At 71.1% G+C, this 18,004-nt stretch carries 18 protein-coding genes; 13 read left to right on the forward strand and 5 right to left on the reverse strand.

All coding sequences use genetic code 11. The features are described 5' to 3' along the window. Nucleotides 1–4: 4 nt before the first annotated feature. A complete protein-coding gene (locus AB0H54_RS10555) occupies nt 5–337 on the reverse strand; it encodes a helix-turn-helix domain-containing protein (RefSeq protein ID WP_357344580.1) in 333 nt (110 codons plus the stop codon). 92 nt (nt 338–429) lie between these two features. Here AB0H54_RS10555 and AB0H54_RS10560 point away from each other — a divergent pair, with 92 nt between their 5' ends. Continuing rightward, a complete protein-coding gene (locus AB0H54_RS10560; RefSeq protein WP_357344582.1) occupies nt 430–1,635 on the forward strand; it encodes an MFS transporter in 1,206 nt (401 codons plus the stop codon). Here the strand turns inward: AB0H54_RS10560 and AB0H54_RS10565 are convergent. Continuing rightward, nucleotides 1,632–2,027, reverse strand: coding sequence for a VOC family protein (locus tag AB0H54_RS10565; protein ID WP_355277861.1), 396 nt, complete (start codon nt 2,025–2,027; stop codon nt 1,632–1,634). The genes AB0H54_RS10560 and AB0H54_RS10565 overlap by 4 nt on opposite strands. Nucleotides 2,028–2,161: 134 nt before the next feature. Here AB0H54_RS10565 and AB0H54_RS10570 point away from each other — a divergent pair, with 134 nt between their 5' ends. From AB0H54_RS10570 to AB0H54_RS10610, 9 genes are all read left to right on the forward strand, one after another. Then, on the forward strand, nt 2,162–3,268 hold the full coding sequence (locus tag AB0H54_RS10570) for an alcohol dehydrogenase catalytic domain-containing protein (RefSeq protein WP_357344584.1): 1,107 nt from the start codon (nt 2,162–2,164) through the stop codon (nt 3,266–3,268). A gap of 74 nt (nt 3,269–3,342) precedes the next feature. After that, nucleotides 3,343–4,089, forward strand: a complete 747-nt coding sequence (gene dapB / locus AB0H54_RS10575) for a 4-hydroxy-tetrahydrodipicolinate reductase (protein WP_357344586.1) — start codon at nt 3,343–3,345, stop codon at nt 4,087–4,089. After that, entirely contained in the window at nt 4,086–4,583 is a 498-nt protein-coding gene (locus AB0H54_RS10580; RefSeq protein ID WP_357344588.1) for a hypothetical protein, read from the forward strand. Before dapB ends, AB0H54_RS10580 begins: the two co-directional genes overlap by 4 nt. A 3-nt stretch (nt 4,584–4,586) precedes the next feature. Next, nucleotides 4,587–5,039 carry a flavodoxin family protein gene (locus AB0H54_RS10585; protein ID WP_355277769.1) on the forward strand — a complete coding sequence of 151 codons (453 nt, stop codon included), beginning with the start codon at nt 4,587–4,589 and terminating at the stop codon, nt 5,037–5,039. A 91-nt stretch (nt 5,040–5,130) separates the two neighbouring features. After that, complete coding sequence (locus AB0H54_RS10590; RefSeq protein ID WP_357344592.1) at nt 5,131–6,189, forward strand: NAD-dependent epimerase/dehydratase family protein; 1,059 nt, start codon at nt 5,131–5,133, stop codon at nt 6,187–6,189. Nucleotides 6,190–6,322: 133 nt separating this feature from the next. Then, nucleotides 6,323–6,997 (forward strand): response regulator transcription factor, encoded by a 675-nt coding sequence (locus tag AB0H54_RS10595; protein ID WP_357344594.1) that lies wholly within the window; start codon nt 6,323–6,325, stop codon nt 6,995–6,997. After that, on the forward strand, nt 6,994–8,214 hold the full coding sequence (locus AB0H54_RS10600) for an ATP-binding protein (RefSeq protein WP_357344596.1): 1,221 nt from the start codon (nt 6,994–6,996) through the stop codon (nt 8,212–8,214). The genes AB0H54_RS10595 and AB0H54_RS10600 overlap by 4 nt, the downstream gene beginning before the upstream one ends. Beyond that, the gene (locus tag AB0H54_RS10605; RefSeq protein ID WP_357344597.1) at nt 8,207–9,232 is read left to right on the forward strand and encodes a hypothetical protein; all 1,026 of its coding nucleotides are present in this window, start codon (nt 8,207–8,209) and stop codon (nt 9,230–9,232) included. Before AB0H54_RS10600 ends, AB0H54_RS10605 begins: the two co-directional genes overlap by 8 nt. A gap of 40 nt (nt 9,233–9,272) precedes the next feature. Continuing rightward, nucleotides 9,273–10,472, forward strand: a complete 1,200-nt coding sequence (locus tag AB0H54_RS10610) for a crosslink repair DNA glycosylase YcaQ family protein (RefSeq protein ID WP_357344599.1) — start codon at nt 9,273–9,275, stop codon at nt 10,470–10,472. A gap of 4 nt (nt 10,473–10,476) precedes the next feature. Here AB0H54_RS10610 and AB0H54_RS10615 read toward each other — a convergent pair whose 3' ends face one another. After that, nucleotides 10,477–10,923: a toxin-antitoxin system HicB family antitoxin gene (locus tag AB0H54_RS10615; protein WP_357344601.1), complete on the reverse strand. Its 447-nt coding sequence runs from the start codon at nt 10,921–10,923 to the stop codon at nt 10,477–10,479. Between the two features lie 149 nt (nt 10,924–11,072). On the opposite strand from AB0H54_RS10615, the gene dapA reads away from it, so the two are divergent. Further along, on the forward strand, nt 11,073–11,981 hold the full coding sequence (gene dapA, locus AB0H54_RS10620; RefSeq protein WP_357344603.1) for a 4-hydroxy-tetrahydrodipicolinate synthase: 909 nt from the start codon (nt 11,073–11,075) through the stop codon (nt 11,979–11,981). Further along, the gene (locus AB0H54_RS10625) at nt 11,978–14,014 is read left to right on the forward strand and encodes a ribonuclease J (protein ID WP_357344605.1); all 2,037 of its coding nucleotides are present in this window, start codon (nt 11,978–11,980) and stop codon (nt 14,012–14,014) included. The genes dapA and AB0H54_RS10625 overlap by 4 nt, the downstream gene beginning before the upstream one ends. A gap of 61 nt (nt 14,015–14,075) precedes the next feature. On the opposite strand, the gene AB0H54_RS10630 is transcribed toward AB0H54_RS10625, so the two are convergent. Further along, entirely contained in the window at nt 14,076–14,630 is a 555-nt protein-coding gene (locus tag AB0H54_RS10630; RefSeq protein ID WP_357344607.1) for a hypothetical protein, read from the reverse strand. 36 nt (nt 14,631–14,666) lie between these two features. Further along, nucleotides 14,667–15,050 (reverse strand): DUF4189 domain-containing protein, encoded by a 384-nt coding sequence (locus tag AB0H54_RS10635; RefSeq protein ID WP_355277746.1) that lies wholly within the window; start codon nt 15,048–15,050, stop codon nt 14,667–14,669. Between the two features lie 297 nt (nt 15,051–15,347). On the opposite strand from AB0H54_RS10635, the gene AB0H54_RS10640 reads away from it, so the two are divergent. Continuing rightward, the gene (locus AB0H54_RS10640) at nt 15,348–17,909 is read left to right on the forward strand and encodes a DNA translocase FtsK (protein ID WP_357344609.1); all 2,562 of its coding nucleotides are present in this window, start codon (nt 15,348–15,350) and stop codon (nt 17,907–17,909) included. Nucleotides 17,910–18,004 lie beyond the last annotated feature (95 nt).

The raw sequence follows: 18,004 nt of genomic DNA on the forward strand, positions 1-18,004 counted from the left end.
GACCTCAGTCCGAAGCCGCCTGGTTGGCGGCGGCCACGACGGCGGGCAGCAGGCCGGGGACCGCGTCCTCCACGGCCTCGGCGCGCAGGCGCTGATAGGTCTGGCCGTCGATGGTCAGGCGCTCGATCAGGCCCGCCTCGCGCAGGATCTTGAAGTGGTGGGTCGCGGTGGATTTGTTGATCGCGTCGTAGAGCGCCGAGCAGCGCACCGGGGCGCCCGCGTTGGCCATGCGGCGAACCATCTCGAGGCGGACCGGATCGTGCAAGGCGCTCAGGACAGTGGGGAGCCCGGCGACCGGCAGGGGCGGCGCCGGGGGGAGACCGTTAGCCTGTGTCATGACATACCTCACTCGGGGGTTTGATACTCATCATACTAGGCGTAGGGTCGACGTCGTTCGATGGTGATCAAACTCTGCTGATAGGGGCTGCCATGGTGGCGACGACGATCGCTCCGGTCGAGTCGGGGAAGCGGTGGGCGTACGGACTCGTCCTCGCCGCCAGCGCGGTGGCGCTCGGTGTCTCCGGCGCGCCCGCGCCGCTCTACGGCATCTATCAGACCGAGTGGCACTTCTCGCCGCTCACCACGACCATGGTGTTCGCCGTGTACGCGGTGGCCGCGCTCGGCGCGGTGCTGGTCTCGGGCCGGATCTCCGATGTGGTCGGCCGTAAGCCGGTCATGGTGGCCGCCTTCGCGACGATGATCCTCGGCCTGGTGGTGTTCCTGCTGGCCGATTCCGTGCCGATGCTGTTGCTGGCCAGGGCCTTGCACGGCGCCGCAGTCGGCGCAACCGTCGTGGCGGGCGCCGCGGCCCTGCTCGATCTGCGGCCGACGCACGGCGCGCGGTCGGGCCAGCTCAGCGGGGTGGCGTTCAATGTCGGGATCGCGGTCGCGGTGCTGGGCACCGCGGTCCTCGCCCAATACGCGCCGTCGCCGCTGCGCACGCCCTACGTCGTGATCGCGGCGGTCTGCCTGGTCGCGGGCGCGGGCATCCTGGCCGTGCGCGAGCCGCACACCGCGCGGGTGAAATCGCGCATCACGATCGCGAAACCGGCGGTGCCGCACGAGATCAGGGCCGATTTCTGGTTCTCGGCGATCGGCGTGATGGCGGCCTGGTCGGTGCTGGGCGTGCTGCTGTCGCTGTACCCCTCGCTGGCCGCGGCGGAGACCGGCGTGCACAACCTGGTCTTCGGTGGCGTCGTCGTGGCGAGCACCGCGCTCGCCGCCGCGCTGGCGCAGCTGTTCGCGTCGCGGATTCCGGCGCGCCGCGCCGCCGTCATCGGTGATCTCGGCATGGCCGCCGCGCTGCTGGCCACCATCCCGGCGCTGGCCACCCAGCAGCCCGCCGTCGTCATCGTGGCCGGGCTGGTGCTCGGCGCGACCTTCGGCCTCGGCTTCGGTGGTTCGCTGCGGCATCTGTCGGAAGTCGTTCCGCCGCACCGCCGGGGCGAGACCATGTCGGCCTACTACCTGCTGGCCTACTCCGCGATGGCGCTGCCGACCCTGGCCGCGGGCTGGGCGGCCACCACCTGGGGCCTGTCGACGGTCTTCCCGTGGTTCATCGTGCTGGTCTCGGTGGCCTGCGTGCTGGCCGCGCTGCTCGGGCTCCGGGGAACCCGAGCAGCGCGTGCGCACTAGGCGGGCCAGCCGCCGTACGGCACGGTGATCAACTCCATGAAATGGCCGTTGGGGTCGAGGAAATAGACCCCGCGGCCACCGTCGTTGTGATTGATCTCGTTGACCCCGTGTTGCATCGGGTCGGCCCAATGATCCATCTGGTAGCGCTGGATCTTGGCGTAGGCAGCATCGAATTCGGATTCCGAGACGAGGAATGCGTAATGCTGCGGCTGGATTTCGGAAACATGCGGAGGCACCTTCGCGAAATCGAAGGTGACGCCATTGGCGACGGGGACCGGAATGAACGGCCCCCACTCTTTCCCTACGTCCAACCCGAGGAGATCCGCCCAGAATTCGGCGGTTTCCCGATTATCGTGACATCCGACAATGGTGTGATTGAACTGCACTGACAGTGGATTTCTCCTTGTTCGTGATGGCGCCGACCCTGGGCACGGTACGAGGCGGCCGACAGGAGCACCATCACCGCGAACGAGATTAGCCACCGATCCCGGATCGTGCAATCGTCGCGCGGGGTAGCGTCGCGCACATGAGGATTCGTGGAGCCGTCCTGGAACGCATCGCCGCGCCCGCGCCGTTCGCCGAGTCGCGGCCGATCACCGTGTGCGAGCTCGAGCTGGCCGCGCCGGGCCCCGGGGAGCTGCTGGTGCGGATCGAGGCGGCGGGGCTGTGCCACTCCGACCTGTCGGTCGTCGACGGCAACCGGGTGCGGCCGGTGCCGATGCTGCTCGGGCACGAGGCGGCGGGCCTGATCGAGGCGGTCGGCGACGGTGTCACCGATGTGGCGGTGGGGCAGCGGGTCGTGATGACGTTCCTGCCGCGCTGCGGCGAGTGCGCCGGCTGCGCGAGCAACGGCCGCACCCCGTGCGCGCCGGGCAGCGTCGCCAACAACGCCGGTGAACTGCTCGGCGGTGGCCGCAGGCTGCACCGCGACGGCGCCGAGGTGCACCACCACCTGGGCGTGTCCGGTTTCGCCACGCACGCCGTCGTCGACCGGCGGTCGGTGGTCCCGGTCGACGCCGACGTGCCGCCGGAGGTCGCCGCGGTGCTCGGCTGCGCGGTGCTCACCGGCGGCGGCGCGCTGCTCAATGCCGCGAAGCCGGGCAAGGACGATCGGATCATGGTCGTCGGGCTCGGCGGCGTCGGCATGGCCGCGGTGCTCGTCGCCGTCTCGCTCGGACTCGGTGAGGTGATCGCCGTCGACACCGTCCCCGAAAAGCTGGCGCTGGCAAAGGAATTCGGAGCGACCGCGGCATTCACGCCGGGGGAGATCGCCGAGCGGGGGGTCCAGGCGGAGGTGGTCGTCGAGGCCGCGGGCAATGTGCGCGCGTTCGAGACCGCCGTCGCCGCCACCGCGGCCGGTGGCGTCACGGTGACGGTGGGCTTGCCCGCCCCCGACGCCACCGCGACCATCTCGCCGCTGGCGCTCGTCGCGCAGGGCCGCACCATCGTCGGCAGCTACCTCGGCTCGGCCGTGCCCGAGCGGGACATCCCCGAATATGTCCGCCGGTGGCGCGCGGGCACGCTCCCGCTGGAACGGCTGGTGTCCGCCCGGATCGGGCTCGACCAGGTCAACGCGGCGATGGACGAGCTCGCGGCGGGCGCGGCGCTGCGCCAGGTGATCGTGTTCGACTGACCTCGGCGCCGGGTCACCCGTCGCTGCTCGATAGGCTTGCCGGTAAGGGCGAAGCGAGACACGAGGAGATACGGGTGACCATTCGGGTCGGAGTGCTCGGAGCACGTGGCAAGGTCGGACAGGCCATCTGCGCGGCCGCGGAGGCGGCGGCCGATCTGGAGCTTGTCGCCCAGGTCGACAAGGGTGACGCGCTGGAGACGTTCACCGAGACCGGCACCCAGGTGGTCGTCGATTTCACCCATCCCGATGTGGTGATGGGCAACCTGAAGTTCCTGATCGAGAACGGGATCCACGCGGTCGTCGGCACCACCGGCTTCGACGAGGTCCGCCTGGCCGAGGTGCGGGGTCAGCTGGCCCAGCGGCCCGAGGTCGGCGTGCTGATCGCGCCGAACTTCGCGATCGGCGCGGTGCTGTCGATGCGGTTCGCCGAGCAGGCGGCGCGGTTCTTCGAGTCGGTCGAGGTCATCGAGCTGCACCACCCGAACAAGGCCGACGCGCCCTCGGGCACCGCCTACCGCACCGCCGGGCTGATCGCCGCGGCCCGCGCCGAGGCGGGCGTCGGCCTCAGCCCCGATGCCACCACCACCGAGCTCGAGGGCGCCCGCGGCGCCGACGTCGACGGGGTGCGGGTGCATTCGGTGCGGCTGGCCGGGCTGGTCGCGCACCAGGAGGTGCTGTTCGGCACCCAGGGCGAGACGCTGACCATCCGCCACGATTCCATCGATCGCAATTCCTTCGCGCCGGGCGTGCTGCTCGGCGTGCGCGAGATCGCCGGGCGTCCGGGTCTGACGGTCGGACTCGACCCGCTCCTGGATCTGTGAACGCGTCCGAACCCGCCGCGTGGCGACCCGACCGTCAGGTCGTGAAGATCGTCGCGCTGGTGGCGTTCCTGGTGCTGGCGCTGGGCTACTACTTCCTCCGCCTCGGCGGACTCGCCATCGCCTACATCGCCGACGGCGGGTTCGCGGGGATCGCGATCGGCATCGGCATGCTGCTGCTGCCGATCGTCGGCGTGTGGATCGTGGGGGCGACGCTGCAGGCGGCGTTCGCGCACCAGCGCCTGGCCCGCCGGATCGACGAGGAGGGCCTCGAGGTCGACACCTCGGAGCTGCCGCGACGGCCGTCGGGCCGCATCGAGCGGGCCGCCGCCGACGCGTTGTTCGAGCGGATCAAGGCCGAATGGGAAGCCGATCCGGACAACTGGCGCTCCTCCTACCGGCTGGCCCGCGCCTACGACTACGCGGGCGACCGCACCAGGGCCCGCGAGACCATGCGCCGCGCGGTGGCCCTGGAAAAACTGGAACGCGAGGACTAGACCGTGGCCAGGTTGCTGCTCGTGCACCACACCCCGTCGCCGCACACGCAGGCGATGTTCGAAGCGGTCGTGTCCGGCGCCACCGATCCCGAGATCGAGGGCGTGGAGGTGGTGCGCCGGGCCGCGCTGGCCGTCACCGCGGTCGACGTGCTCGAGGCCGACGGCTACCTGCTCGGCACCCCGGCCAACCTCGGCTACATGAGCGGCGCGCTCAAGCACGCCTTCGACACCGTCTACTACCCGTGCCTCGATTCGACGCGGGGACGCCCGTTCGGGCTCTACGTCCACGGCAACGAGGGCACCGAAGGCGCGGAGAAGGGCGTCACCGCCATCACCACCGGGCTCGGCTGGGTGAAAGCCGCCGACTACGTGGTGGTCTCGGGCGCACCGGCCAAGCCCGACCTCGAAGCCTGCTGGAATCTCGGCGCCACGGTCGCCGCGCAGCTGATGGAGTGAGCCACCGCGCGCGGCACGGTCGCGAACAGTAAACTCCGCCTCGAAACAACGGGGTGGGGGCGAATCCCTCTGAGCTGCAAGGGAATCGACGATGGCGATTGTGTTGGTCACCGGTGCGACCGGTTTCGTCGCCGGACACTGCGTCCGGGAGTTGCTCGAGCACGGCTATCAGGTCAGGGCGACCGTGCGGGATCTCGACGCGGTCGGTCGGCGCACGCATCTGGTGGAGCTCGCCGACCGGCTCGGCGGCGCGGTGGAGTTCGTGCAGGCGGACCTGACCGCCGACGACGGCTGGGACGTCGCGGTGAAGGACTGCGACTACGTGCTGCACGTGGCCTCGCCGATCCCCGGCGGCGGCGAGGAATCCGAGCAGGCCATGGTCGAGGCCGCCGTCGAGGGCACCCTGCGGGTGCTGCGTGCCGCCGCCGTGAACCCGACCGTGCGCCGGGTCGTGCTCACCTCGTCGATCGTGACCGTCAACCTGGGCCACGACGTGGACAAGGTGTGCACCGAACAGGACTTCTCGAACCCCGACCGGCTCACCGGGTACGACAAGAGCAAGGCGCTCGCCGAGCGCGCCGCGCGCGAGTTCGTCGACGGGGCGCCGTCGCTGGGGTTCGACCTGGTCACCCTGCACCCGCCGATGATCCTGGGACCGCTGCTGCATCCGCAGACCAACATCTCCCACGAGCCGGTGATCCGGCTGCTCGGCCGCACGGTGCCGGGATCGCTGGACGTGGGGTGGTCCACCGTGGACGTCCGCGATCTCGCGCGCGCCCATCGCCTCGCCCTGGAGACCCCCGAGGCGGGCGGACAGCGCTACATCTGCGGGGGAGAGCACGTCTGGATGCGGGAGATGGCGGGCATCCTCGCCGCGGAATTCGGCCCGCGCGGTTTCACCGTGCCGTCGCGCACGCTGCCCCACTGGCTGGTGAAGCTCGCCGCGCTGACCGACGACACCGTCAAGCGCGTGGTCCCCGCGCTCGGCACGCGGGAGCGGGTCAGCGCGGAGAAGGCGAGAGCCGAGCTCGGACTCACCTTCCTGCCCGTCGCGCAATCGGTGCTCGACACCGCGGAAAGCCTGCTCACCCACGGCATCGTCACGGCGCCGGCGCCACGCCGGTGGACGCGGCGTCGCCGGACCGCCTGAGCGGGCCGACCGGGGCGAATCGCCACGGCCCCGAATTCTGGTGGGCTGACACGCGGGCGCCGGATGCGGTAGAACTCGACACCGACGGGTCGCGGGCTGGCCGCGAAGGGTGTACGAGGATGGGGAGTGGTCGGTGAGCGAGTTGCAGCAGACTCCGGCGGTACGGCGGATCGGGCTGGTCGAGGACCACGAGTCCGTCGCGATCGGGCTGGCGGCCATGCTCGGGCCCGAACCCGACCTGGACCTCGTCGCCACCGCCGACACCGTGGCCGGGCTGCTCGCCGCCGACGCCGCCCTGGACCTGGTCGTGCTCGACCTGCGCCTGCCCGACGGCTCGACCCCCGAGGACAACGTCACCACGCTGCGCGAACGCGGCATCGAGGTGCTGGTGTTCACCGGCGCCGACAACGCGTTCCTGGTGCGATCGGCGGCCAAGGCGGGCGTGCTCGGGGTGCTGCGCAAGTCCGAGAGCGTGGCGACCGTGGTCGCCGCGGTGCGCCGGGCCGCCTCCGGGGAACAGGTCGTCACCACCGACTGGGCCGCCGCGATCGACGGTGACCCGCAGCTGTCCGACGTCGGCCTCAGCCCGCGCCAGGAAGAAGTGCTCATGCTGTACGCCTCGGGGGAGAAGGCGTCGCGGGTGGCCCGGCTGACCGGCCTGTCCGAGCAGACCGTCAACGACTACCTCGGCCGCATCCGGCAGAAGTACGCCGACGCGGGCAGGCCCGCCCCCACCAAGACCGACCTGTACAAACGGGCCGTCGAGGACGGCTGGCTGCCCGTGCCGGAACGTCAGCAGCGCCCGTGACCACCACCGCGGTCCGCCCGGCAGCCGGGCCCGTCGCGGTGGACACCGAGCTCTCCCGGGCGGCGACCGACCAGATCCTGCGTCGGCTCGGCGTGGTGATCGGCGTCGGCGCCATCATCGTGATGGCCCTCGAACTGCCCGCCGTGCTGATCCAGCCGATCAACCGCTCGGTGTGGCCCGAGGTGCATCTGGTGGCCGCGTATCTGTTCTTCGCGCCGCTGGCCGTGGTGTCGGCGCGCGGGCCGGTCACCGCGATCCGCCGGGTCGCCGCGGCGGCCGCGATCTGCTATCTGGCGGCGACGGTGACGACGCCGCTGGTGTACTCCGTGGTGACCGTCGGGTCGTTCGCGTCGTGGCCGTATCGCGGGCTGGTCCTCGGGGTGATGGCGGGCGGGCTGGCCTGGTCGGTCCGCACGGCGTCGTGCTTCGCGGCGGTGCTCGCGGTGGCGACGAGCGCGTCCAACGCCGCGGTGGTGCCGGACAGTACGGCGTGGGCGCTGTTCGGTGACGTCACCAGGGCGCTGGGCGTGGCCGCGCTGTTCCTGTGGTGCGTGGTCTACGCGCGCACCGCCGCCGAACGGGTCGACAAGGAAGCGGTCCGGCAGCGCTCGCGGGCGGCGACGGTCGCGGCGACGGCGGCCCGCGAACGCGAGGCCGCCCGGTTCGCCGCGCTCATCCACGACGCGGTGCTGTCGACCCTGCTGGAGGCCTCCCGCACGGCAGGCTCCACCGCGGCCCTGTCCGCCCAGGCGACCCGCACCCTCGAACAGCTCGAACAGGCGCGCAGCGCACCGGAACTCGATCATCTCGACGCGGCCGCCGCGGTGGAGTTCCTGCGGGCCGCGGTCCGCGAGGTCGACGCCGACATCCCGGTCCAGGCGGCGCGGCGCGGCGCGGACCTGTGCCTGCCGCTGGAATCGGCGCAGGTGCTGGGCGCGGCGCTGAGCGAGGCCGTGCGCAACAGCGTGCGCCACGCGGAGGTCGCGGGCAGACGGGTGCGGCGCGACGTGGCCGTCACCGTGGCGACCGGCGGCATCAAGGTGGTGCTCTCCGACGACGGCGCCGGCTTCGACCCGGCCCGGGTGCCCGCCGACCGGATGGGCATCGCGGGCAGCATCCTGGGCCGGATGCGCACCCTGCCCGGCGGGGCGGCCTTCGTCGAGTCCGCGCCCGGCGCGGGCACCGTGGTGACCCTGGTGTGGGGCAGTCATGGCTGAGCGCGACCTGCCGTTCGGCATGCGGGACCTGTTCGGCCTCAGCGACGGCATGGCCTGGCTGTTCGTGGTGATCTTCGAGGCCACCATCGTCATGTACCTGCGGGTGAACTTCGACATCGTCCCGCCGATCCCGGCCGCCGTCGCACTGGTGCTGATGGCCGTCGCCGCGCTGGTGGTGCTGGTCTTCCCGGTGGATCCGCTGCCGTGGCCCGCCACCGCCTACGTCGCCTGTGCCGGACCGGCCGCGATGGCGCTGACGGTGCCGTGGATCGAGAACCCCACCGGCTTCTCGCACCAGCTGTGGACCGCCTACCCGACCTCGTACCTGCTGGCCATGCTGGTGCTGCGTGGACGCATCCTGTCGGCCTGGCTCGGCGTCGCCGCCGCGGCGACCGTGCTCGTCACCATGGGCGTGTTCACCACCTGGCATCCGGAGACGGTGGTGCGGGCGCTGACCCCGGTCGCCACCGTCGGCGTGGTGACGGTGTTCATGGCGATCGTGCGGCCCACCCAGCGCTCGCTGCGCGAGCTGCGCGGCCAGGCCAACCGGCGAGCGGCGACCGAGGCGGCGCTGGCCGCGGCGAGTGCCGAACGCGACCGTCAGCTGACCCGGCTCGAGCTGCGCGCCCGGCCGATCCTCGCGCGCATCGCCGAGGGCGCCCACCTCACCGACGGCGAACGCGAACAGTGCCGGCTGCTCGAAGCCGAACTGCGCGACGGACTGCGGGCTCCCGAACTGGTCACCGAACAGCTCAGCGCCGCCGCGCGCGGTGCCAGGGCGCGCGGTGTCGAGGTGACCCTGCTCGACGACGGCGGCTTCCGCGGCGTGCCGACCTGGGTGCGCCACAACGTGATCGACGCCGCCATCGAGGCGCTCGACGCCGCGCAGGAGGGCACGGTCACCGTGCGGGTGCTGCCGATCGGGCGCCGCTGGGTGGCGACCGTGCTGGCCGCCGCCGCGACCGGCGACCGGCGCACCGAGATCGATACCGCGGGGGTCGTGCGGGTTTCCACCTGAGCCGCGCCGATCTGTCGTACCCCTGTGCCAGGCTGAGGGAATGCAGCGGATGAATGCGGCGACGGCCCGGCGGATCGCGCTGGCCGCGCAGGGTTTCGGCAAACGTCGCCCGGCCAACCCGAACCGGCGGGCCGTCCTCGACGTCGTCGCCAGAACCCGTCTGCTGCAACTGGATTCGGTGTCGGCGGTGGTCCGGGCGCATTACGCGCCGGTGTTCAGCCGGATCGGTCCCTACGACCGCGCGCTGCTCGAGCAGGCGGCGTGGAGCGACAGCCCGCGCGCCCGTCGTGGCCTGGTCGAGTACTGGGCGCACGAGGCGGCGCTGATCCCGGTCGCGGATTGGCCGCTGCTGCGCTGGCGGATGGCCGAGTACCGGCACGGGCGCTGGTCGGGGATGCGCAAGGTTGTCGAGCGGAATCCGACCCTGGGCAAGGACATTCTCGATGTCGTCACCGAGGTCGGTGCGTCCAGCGCGGGCGAGATCGAACGCCACCTGGAACTGGACAAGCCCCGCCCCAAGGGCACCTGGTGGAATCTCAGCGACACCAAGATGGTGTGCGAACAGCTCTTCGCCGCGGGCGAGCTGTCCATCGCGCGCCGGGCGGGATTCACCCGCCAGTACGACCTGACCGAACGCGTCGTCCCGGCCGACGTCCTCGACCGCGAGATCGGCGAGGACGACGCCGTGCGCGAACTGCTGCGCCGCTCGAGTCGGGCGCTGGGCATCGGCACCGAGACCGACCTGCGCGACTACTACCGCCTGAACCGGCGCCAGAGCGCCCCCGCGATCGCCGATCTCGTCGACGCGGGCGAACTGCTCCCGGTCGAGGTCACCGGCTGGGACGCGCCCGCCTACCTGCACCCGGAGGCGAGCACCCCGCGCCGGATCACCGGCGCCGCCCTGCTGTGCCCGTTCGACCCGTTGATCTTCTTCCGCCCGCGCACCCAGCGGATCTTCGACTTCCACTACCGCATCGAGATCTACACGCCCGAACCCAAACGGGTGCACGGCTATTACGTCTTCCCGTTCCTGCTCGACGGCGTCCTGGTCGGCCGTGTCGACCTGCGCGCCGAGCGGGGCAGCGGCAGGCTGCTCGCGCCCGGCGCGTTCGCCGAGCCGGGCTACGCGACGGCCGAGACCGCGCACGCGCTGCGCGGCGCGCTGCGGGAGATGGCCGACTGGCTCGAACTCGACGAGGTCGTCGTCGGCGAGCGGGGCGACCTCGCCCCGCTGCTGTGACCGGCTACCAGCCCTTCGGGCCCTGGCCGCGCATCTGATCGCGCAGGGTGTTGGTGACCGCGCCCGAGAGCCAGGAGTTCAGCGACTGTCCGTTCTGCGCCGCCGCCTCCTCGGCCTTGGACTTGAGCTGCTCGACCAGGCGCAGGGTGACGCGGCTGATGTCGCCGGTCATCTCCTCGAAGGTCGGCTGTTCGTCGGAGCCCGACGGCGTGTTCTTGCGCACGTCGGCCACCGCCTCGGTGCCGTCGAGGCGGACGTGCACGGTGCGGTCGCCGAGTTCGGCGCTGATCTCCGCGGCCAGCTCCGACAGCGCCGACAGCAGCACCAGCCTGCTCGAACTCTCCACCGCCGCGGCCAGTGCGGCGGCGGTGGCCTGCGTTTTCTCGTCGCCGAGGGCCGCGGCGGCGATCAGTTCCTCGCGCAGCCGCGCGGTATGAGCGTTCAGATCCATGACATCAGTGTGACGTCATATCTGACGGCGCGCAAGGAAGGTCGTGATGTCACCGCCGAACAGGGAAGACGGCGAAAAACACCCACCGGCAGCCGGATCGGCCGCTAGGGTGTCGAGGCTCATCCGGCGACCGGGTAGCCTTTCTGACCATGACGAACGGTGAATCGACGCCAACGGAGCTGCACGCGTCCGGCACGGTAGGTGTCGCGATGGTGACCCCCTTCAGCGCTGCGGGCAAGGTCGACGTCGATGCCGGTGTGGCCCTGGCCGCACGCCTGGTGGACCGCGGCGTCGACCTGCTGGCCATCTCGGGGACCACGGGTGAGTCGCCGACCACCACCGAGACCGAGAAGGCCGAGCTGCTGCGCGCCGTCGTCGACGCGGTCGGCGACCGCGCCACCGTGATCGCGGGCGCGGGCACCTACGACACCGCGCACTCCATCGAACTGGCGCGCGCGGCCGAGGACGCGGGCGCGCACGGCCTGCTCGTGGTGACGCCGTACTACTCGCGTCCCACGCAGGAGGGCCTGCTCGCGCACTTCACCGCGGTCGCCGACGCCACCGCGCTGCCGGTGACGCTCTACGACATTCCACCGCGGTCGATCGTGCCGATCGCCATCGACACGATCCGCCGCCTCGCCGATCATCCGAACATCGTCGCGGTCAAGGACGCCAAGGGCGACCTGGTCTCCGGTGCCGACCTCATCGCGACCACCGGCCTGGACTTCTACTCCGGTGACGACGGCCTCAACCTGCCCTGGCTCTCGGTCGGCGCCACCGGCTTCATCAGCGTGATCGGACACGTCGTGCCCGAGCGCCTGCGCGAGATCCACCAGGCCTACACGGCCGGTGACGTGGCCAGGGCCAGGGAGATCAACGCGACGCTGCTGCCGCTGTTCGCGGCCATGACCCGCCTGGGAGGTGTGGCGATGTGCAAGGGAGCTCTTCGATTGCTCGGTGTCGATGTGGGTGAACCCCGGTTGCCCCAGCTGATGCCGACGCAGGCGCAGCTCGACGCGCTGGCGCTGGATCTGCAGGCCGCGGGGGTGTCGGAATGACCGAACCCACCGCACGTAAGCCGCGCCGCCGGTCCGCCAGTCGCGCCGCGGGCGCGCCCGAACCGACGCCGACCCCGGTCGAGCCGGTCGAGCCGCCGCGGCAGGCCGCGCCCGAGCCGGTCGCCGAGATCGTCGCCGAGGCCAACCTGGTCGGCGAGGCCGAGGTGGGCACCGATCTGATCAGCGTCGCCGAGGAGCAGGTCACCGCGCCGAAGAAGACCTCCTCGCGCCGCGCCAAGAGCAAGCCGGCCGCCGAGCAGGCGCCGCAGCAGCAGGCCCGCGGCGGTGGCCGTGGCAGGCAGGGCGGCGGCCGTGGCCGCGGTTCCGCGCCGGTGGCCGAGCCGCGCGAGAAGGCGCCCCAGGACCGCCTCGGTACCCCGCCCAAGCTGCCCAAGAACGGCCTGCGGGTGTTCGCGCTCGGCGGCATCGGCGAAATCGGCCGCAACATGACCGTCTTCGAGTACGACGGCAAGCTGCTGATCGTCGACTGCGGTGTGCTGTTCCCCGAGGACCAGCAGCCCGGCGTCGACCTGATCCTGCCCGACTTCCGGCCCATCGAGGACCGGATGGACGACATCGTCGCCATCGTGCTCACCCACGGCCACGAGGACCACATCGGCGCGGTGCCGTTCCTGCTGCGCAACCGCCCCGACATCCCCGTGATCGGCGCGAAGTTCACCCTCGCGCTGGTCGCCGCCAAGTGCCGTGAGCACCGGCTGCAGCCCAAGCTCATGGAGGTCGCCGAGGGCGAGACCACCGTGCACGGCCCGTTCGAGTGCGAGTACTTCGCGGTCAACCACTCGATCCCCGACGCCATCGCGGTCGCCATCCGCACCCAGGCCGGCGTCGTGCTGCACACCGGTGACATCAAGCTCGACCAGCTGCCGCTCGACGGCCGCCTGACCGACCTGGCCGGGTTCTCCCGGCTCGGCGACGAGGGTGTCGACCTGTTCCTGGTCGACTCCACCAATGCCGAGGTCCCCGGCTTCGTCACGCCCGAGCGCGAGATCGGCGGGGTGCTCGACAACGTCATCGGCAAGGCGCGCAACCGCGTCATCGTCGCGTCCTTCGCCAGCCACGTGCACCGCATCCAGCAGGTCGTCGACGTGGCGCAGAAGTACAACCGCAAGGTCTGCTTCGTCGGCCGCTCGATGGTGCGCAACATGCAGATCGCGCAGGACCTGGGCTACCTGACGGTGCCCGACAACGTGGTCGTCGAGATGGATCAGGCCGCGAACCTGCCCGGCAACCGCCTGGTGCTGATCTCCACCGGTTCCCAGGGTGAGCCGCTCTCGGCGCTGGCCAGGATGGCACGTGGCGACCACCGCCAGATCAACATCCGCGCCGACGACCTGATCGTGCTGGCCTCCTCGCTGATCCCCGGCAACGAGAACTCGGTGTTCGCGGTGGTCAACGGCCTGGCCCGGCTCGGCGCCACCGTCATCACCCAGCAGAACGCGAAGGTGCACGTCTCCGGGCACGCCTCCGCCGGTGAGCTGCTGTACCTGTACAACGCGGTGCGCCCGACCAATGCCATGCCGGTGCACGGCGAGTGGCGGCACCTGCGCGCCAACGCCGCGCTCGCGGTGGCCACCGGCGTGCCGGAGGAGCGGGTCGTGCTGGCCGAGGACGGCGTAGTGGTCGACCTGGTCGACGGCATCGCCTCCATCGTCGGCCGGGTGCCGGTCGGGCACGTCTACGTCGACGGTCTCTCGGTCGGCGACGTCGGCGAGTCGACCCTGTCGGACCGCCTGGTCCTCGGCGAGGGCGGCTTCATCTCGATCACCGTCGTCATCGACTCGACCACCGGCAAGGCGGTCAGCACCGAGCTCAACGGCCGCGGCTTCTCCGACGACCCGACCGCGCTCAACGGCGCGAACGAGCTGGTGGAGTCCGAGCTGCTGCGGCTGGCCGGCGAGGGCATCACCGACACCCACCGCATCGCCCAGGGCGTGCGCCGGGTGGTCGGCCGCTGGGTCGCCGACACCTACCGCCGCCGCCCGATGATCGTGCCGACGGTCATCGGCGTCTGATCCACCCAGGACACGAGAACCGCCGGGTGACATCGTCACCCGGCGGTTCGTCGTTCGTGGGTCAGGCTTGGCAGGCCGCGGAGTCGAGCTTCGCCGACTTCACGATGTTGCAGGCGAAGGTGTGCGAGACCTTCCAGGAATCGTCCTCGGCGACGAAGTCGACGAAGGCGTCCTGCACCGGCTTGCCGTCGATGGTGACGTCGGCGTCGGCCTTGAGCTTGCCGTCGGCGGGCTCGCCGACCTTGGTGATCGCGACGGTCACCTTGTTCTTGTTCGCGGCGTCGACGAACTTGTCGACCAGCATCGGATCCTGATCGGCGTCCTCGATGTAGATCTTCTTCTCGTCACCGGTGAGCTTGCCCGCCAGCGCCTTGTTGATCCGGCTGTTGAGCTCCTCGGCGGTCGGCTTGGGCAGGTTGGGCGGGGTGGTGACGGCGAGGTCGCCGCCCTCTTCCTTGCCCTGCTTGGTGCTGCCCGATTCGAAGCCGGCGCCCGCGGCGGTCGTGCTGCTCGCGCCCGCGCTCGACGAGGCGGTGTCGCTGCCGCACGCGCTGAGCCCGAGGGCCGCGACGATCGCGACGAGGACGGCGGCGGTCTTCATTGGACGGTTGTTCACTGCAACTCCCCAGATGCTGTTCGGAGACGGGTCGGGCTAGAGCTGGTAACCGCTGGTGCAGTTCCAGTGCTTGATGGCGGCGTTGCCCGGATTGTTGTTCAGCGCTTCGCGTTTGGCGCCGCCGATGGTCGACGCGGAGCCGTAGCTCCACCAGCCGCGCGAGATCGCGATCGCGCCACAGCCGTTGCGGTAGGACACCTTCACATCGCACCCGCCGCCTCCTCCACCGCGGCGGCAGGCCGCCATCGCGCCCGCCTCCGCGTCGGCATAGCTGCCGTAGTCGGTGGCGTACCCGTAGACCCCCGGTTTGACCGACACCGCGATGGCGCCGTAGTAGCTCCCTTGCGCGTTGGCCGGAGCGATGTGGCCCGCGACCAAGGCCGCGGTCGTCGCGCCGAAAACGGCAACGCTGGTGAGCATTCTCTTCACGTGTAGCTTCCCCTTCACGAGCTGCGGGTCATCGACCCGATCGAGCGCAGTCAACGTAACGGCCCGATCGTCGCGCGCGCCAGCGATCCGGCGCCGAAACGGCCGAATTGCAGGGGTTCGACAAGGATTCGATAAGCCACGGGCCGCGAAACGCGGTCGCGCGCGAGTTCTCCCCGTCCCGACCGGGGCCCCGCGACCTGCGACTCCGGGTGAGATCAGCGTCGCAACCGGGGTGGGACCAGTGTTGCGGATGGTCCGGACGGGGCCTGAGCGGCTAGCCTGATGGTCATGGCAGGTAAGTCCCGCAGCACCACGACCTCTCGGGCGCGGGCGGGATCGAGCCGGGGGCAGACGCCGCCGCCGCGATCTCGTTCCACGACACCGCGAGCGTCGGCGGCGCCACGCGGGCGCACCGCCCCCGCCCGCAGACCCGTCAAACGCGCGTCGAACACCGCGCCGCTGGCCGTGATCGGGCGCGGCGTCGGCAGCGGCTGGACCATGCTGGCCCGCGGCGTCGGCGCCACCACCCGCACGCTGAGCCGGGCGGGCGAGATCGAGCACGGGCACCGGCGCGACGGCATCGGCCTGGCGCTCATCGCGGTGAGCGCGATCATCGCCGCCGCCATGTGGCTCTCGGCGGGCGGCCCGGTCGGCCGTTTCCTCGAAGACGTCGTGCGCGCCATCGCGGGGACGGCGGGCGGATTGGCGCCGCTGCTGTTCATCGCGCTCGCCGTGGTGCTGATGCGCACCGAGCCGCACCCGGAGATCCGCCCCCGGCTGGTGCTGGGCGGCTCGCTCGTCGTGCTGCCCGCGCTCGGCATCTGGCACCTGGCCGCCGGGTCACCCACCGACGCGCAGGGGCGCTCGCGGGCGGCGGGCATCCTCGGCTACGCCATCGGCGGCCCGCTCGGGCAGGGCCTCACGCCCTGGCTGGCGCTGCCGATCCTGTTGCTGGCCATGGTGTTCGGCGTGCTGCTGCTCACCGGGACGACGGTGCGCGAGGTGCCCGCGGCGCTGCGGGAGTACTTCGGCCTCGGCGAACACGGTGACGACGACGATCCCTACGATCCGGCCAACTACGACGACGACGGTTTCCCGCTGCACCGCAACCGCACCCGTCGGCGCGGTCGGACCCCCGACGACAACTACCCGACCGACGAATTCGGCGGCTCCGACGCGCGCACCGAATCGCTCGGCGAACCGCCGTTGCGCGAGGCGAAGCAGCTGCAGCTCGACGAGGAACCGCCCGCGCCCGAACCCGCGCCCAAGCCGGCCCGCAAGCGTCCGCCCGCCAAGGTCGTCGACCAGACCCCGCCGCCGCCCGCGGCGCCGGAGTTCGTCACCGACCGGGTCGTCGACGGCGACTACACGCTGCCGCCGCTGACACTGCTGCTCGACGGTGAACCGCCCAAGAAGCGTTCGGCCGCCAACGAATCGATGATCGAGGCGATCACCGAGGTGCTGGTGCAGTTCAAGATCGACGCGGCGGTCACCGGTTTCGTGCGCGGCCCGACGGTCACCCGCTACGAGGTGGAGCTGGGCCCCGGCGTCAAGGTAGAGAAGATCACCGCGCTGGCCCGCAACCTCGCCTACGCGGTCGCGACCGAGAACGTGCGCCTGCTCGCGCCGATCCCCGGCAAGTCCGCGGTCGGCATCGAGGTGCCCAACTCCGACCGCGAGCTGGTGCGCCTGGCCGACGTGCTCAAGTCGCCGCACACCCGCAACGACCACCATCCGCTGGTGATCGGCCTCGGCAAGAACATCGAGGGTGAGTTCGTCTCGGCGAACCTGGCCAAGATGCCGCACCTGCTGGTGGCCGGTTCCACCGGTTCCGGCAAGTCGAGCTTCGTCAACTCGATGCTGGTCTCGCTGCTGCACCGGGCGACCCCGGACGAGGTCAGGATGATCCTGATCGACCCGAAGATGGTGGAACTCACGCCGTACGAGGGTATTCCGCACCTGATCACGCCCATCATCACCCAGCCGAAGAAGGCCGCCGCCGCGCTGGCCTGGCTGGTCGAGGAGATGGAACAGCGCTATCAGGACATGCAGGCCAACAAGGTCCGCCACATCGACGACTTCAACAAGAAGGTCAAGTCGGGCCAGATCACCGCGCCGCTGGGCAGCGAGCGGGTGTACCGGCCCTACCCGTACATCCTGGCCATCGTCGACGAGCTCGCCGACCTGATGATGACCGCGCCACGCGACGTCGAGGACGCGATCGTGCGGATCACCCAGAAGGCCCGCGCCGCCGGTATCCACCTGGTGCTGGCGACCCAGCGCCCCTCGGTGGACGTGGTCACCGGCCTGATCAAGACCAACGTGCCCTCGCGGCTGGCCTTCGCGACCTCCTCGCTCACCGACTCGCGCGTCATCCTCGACCAGCCCGGCGCGGAGAAACTGATCGGCATGGGCGACGGCCTGTTCCTGCCGATGGGCGCGGGCAAGCCGACCCGGCTGCAGGGCGCGTTCATCTCCGACGAGGAGATCCACGCGGTCGTCGAGTTCAGCAAGACCCAGGCCGAACCGGAGTACCAGGAGGGCGTGACCGCCGCCAAGGCAGGCGAGGTCAAGGACGTCGATCCCGATATCGGCGACGACATGGACGTGCTGTTGCAGGCCGTGGAACTCGTGGTCACCTCGCAGTTCGGCTCCACCTCGATGCTGCAGCGCAAGCTGCGCGTCGGGTTCGCCAAGGCGGGCCGGTTGATGGACCTGATGGAGACGCGCGGCGTCGTCGGGCCCAGCGAGGGCTCGAAGGCGCGCGACGTGCTGATCAAGCCCGACGAGCTGGACGGCTTGCTGTGGTCGATCCGGGGTGGCGACCCCGGCGGCGCCGAGGACGAGTAGGTCGAACGCACGCCGGTCTGCGCGCGATACTGGTTTGCTCTGACCGTGCCGGGAGTAGTCGGCGACGAACGAGGAGGGACCGTGGCTCACCGCGG

Origin of the sequence: Nocardia sp. NPDC050718, assembly GCF_040654235.1 — a bacterium.
GTDB lineage: Bacteria > Actinomycetota > Actinomycetes > Mycobacteriales > Mycobacteriaceae > Nocardia.

Coding starts and splice junctions, on each gene's coding strand:
- AB0H54_RS10610 (WP_357344599.1), top strand. CDS start 9,273: ATGCAGCGGATGAATGCGGCGACGGCCCGGCGGATCGCGCTGGCCGCG.
- dapA (WP_357344603.1), top strand. CDS start 11,073: ATGACGAACGGTGAATCGACGCCAACGGAGCTGCACGCGTCCGGCACG.
- AB0H54_RS10590 (WP_357344592.1), top strand. CDS start 5,131: ATGGCGATTGTGTTGGTCACCGGTGCGACCGGTTTCGTCGCCGGACAC.
- AB0H54_RS10555 (WP_357344580.1), bottom strand. CDS start 337: ATGACACAGGCTAACGGTCTCCCCCCGGCGCCGCCCCTGCCGGTCGCC.
- AB0H54_RS10625 (WP_357344605.1), top strand. CDS start 11,978: ATGACCGAACCCACCGCACGTAAGCCGCGCCGCCGGTCCGCCAGTCGC.
- AB0H54_RS10605 (WP_357344597.1), top strand. CDS start 8,207: ATGGCTGAGCGCGACCTGCCGTTCGGCATGCGGGACCTGTTCGGCCTC.
- AB0H54_RS10560 (WP_357344582.1), top strand. CDS start 430: ATGGTGGCGACGACGATCGCTCCGGTCGAGTCGGGGAAGCGGTGGGCG.
- AB0H54_RS10570 (WP_357344584.1), top strand. CDS start 2,162: ATGAGGATTCGTGGAGCCGTCCTGGAACGCATCGCCGCGCCCGCGCCG.
- AB0H54_RS10635 (WP_355277746.1), bottom strand. CDS start 15,050: ATGCTCACCAGCGTTGCCGTTTTCGGCGCGACGACCGCGGCCTTGGTC.
- AB0H54_RS10640 (WP_357344609.1), top strand. CDS start 15,348: ATGGCAGGTAAGTCCCGCAGCACCACGACCTCTCGGGCGCGGGCGGGA.
- AB0H54_RS10615 (WP_357344601.1), bottom strand. CDS start 10,923: ATGGATCTGAACGCTCATACCGCGCGGCTGCGCGAGGAACTGATCGCC.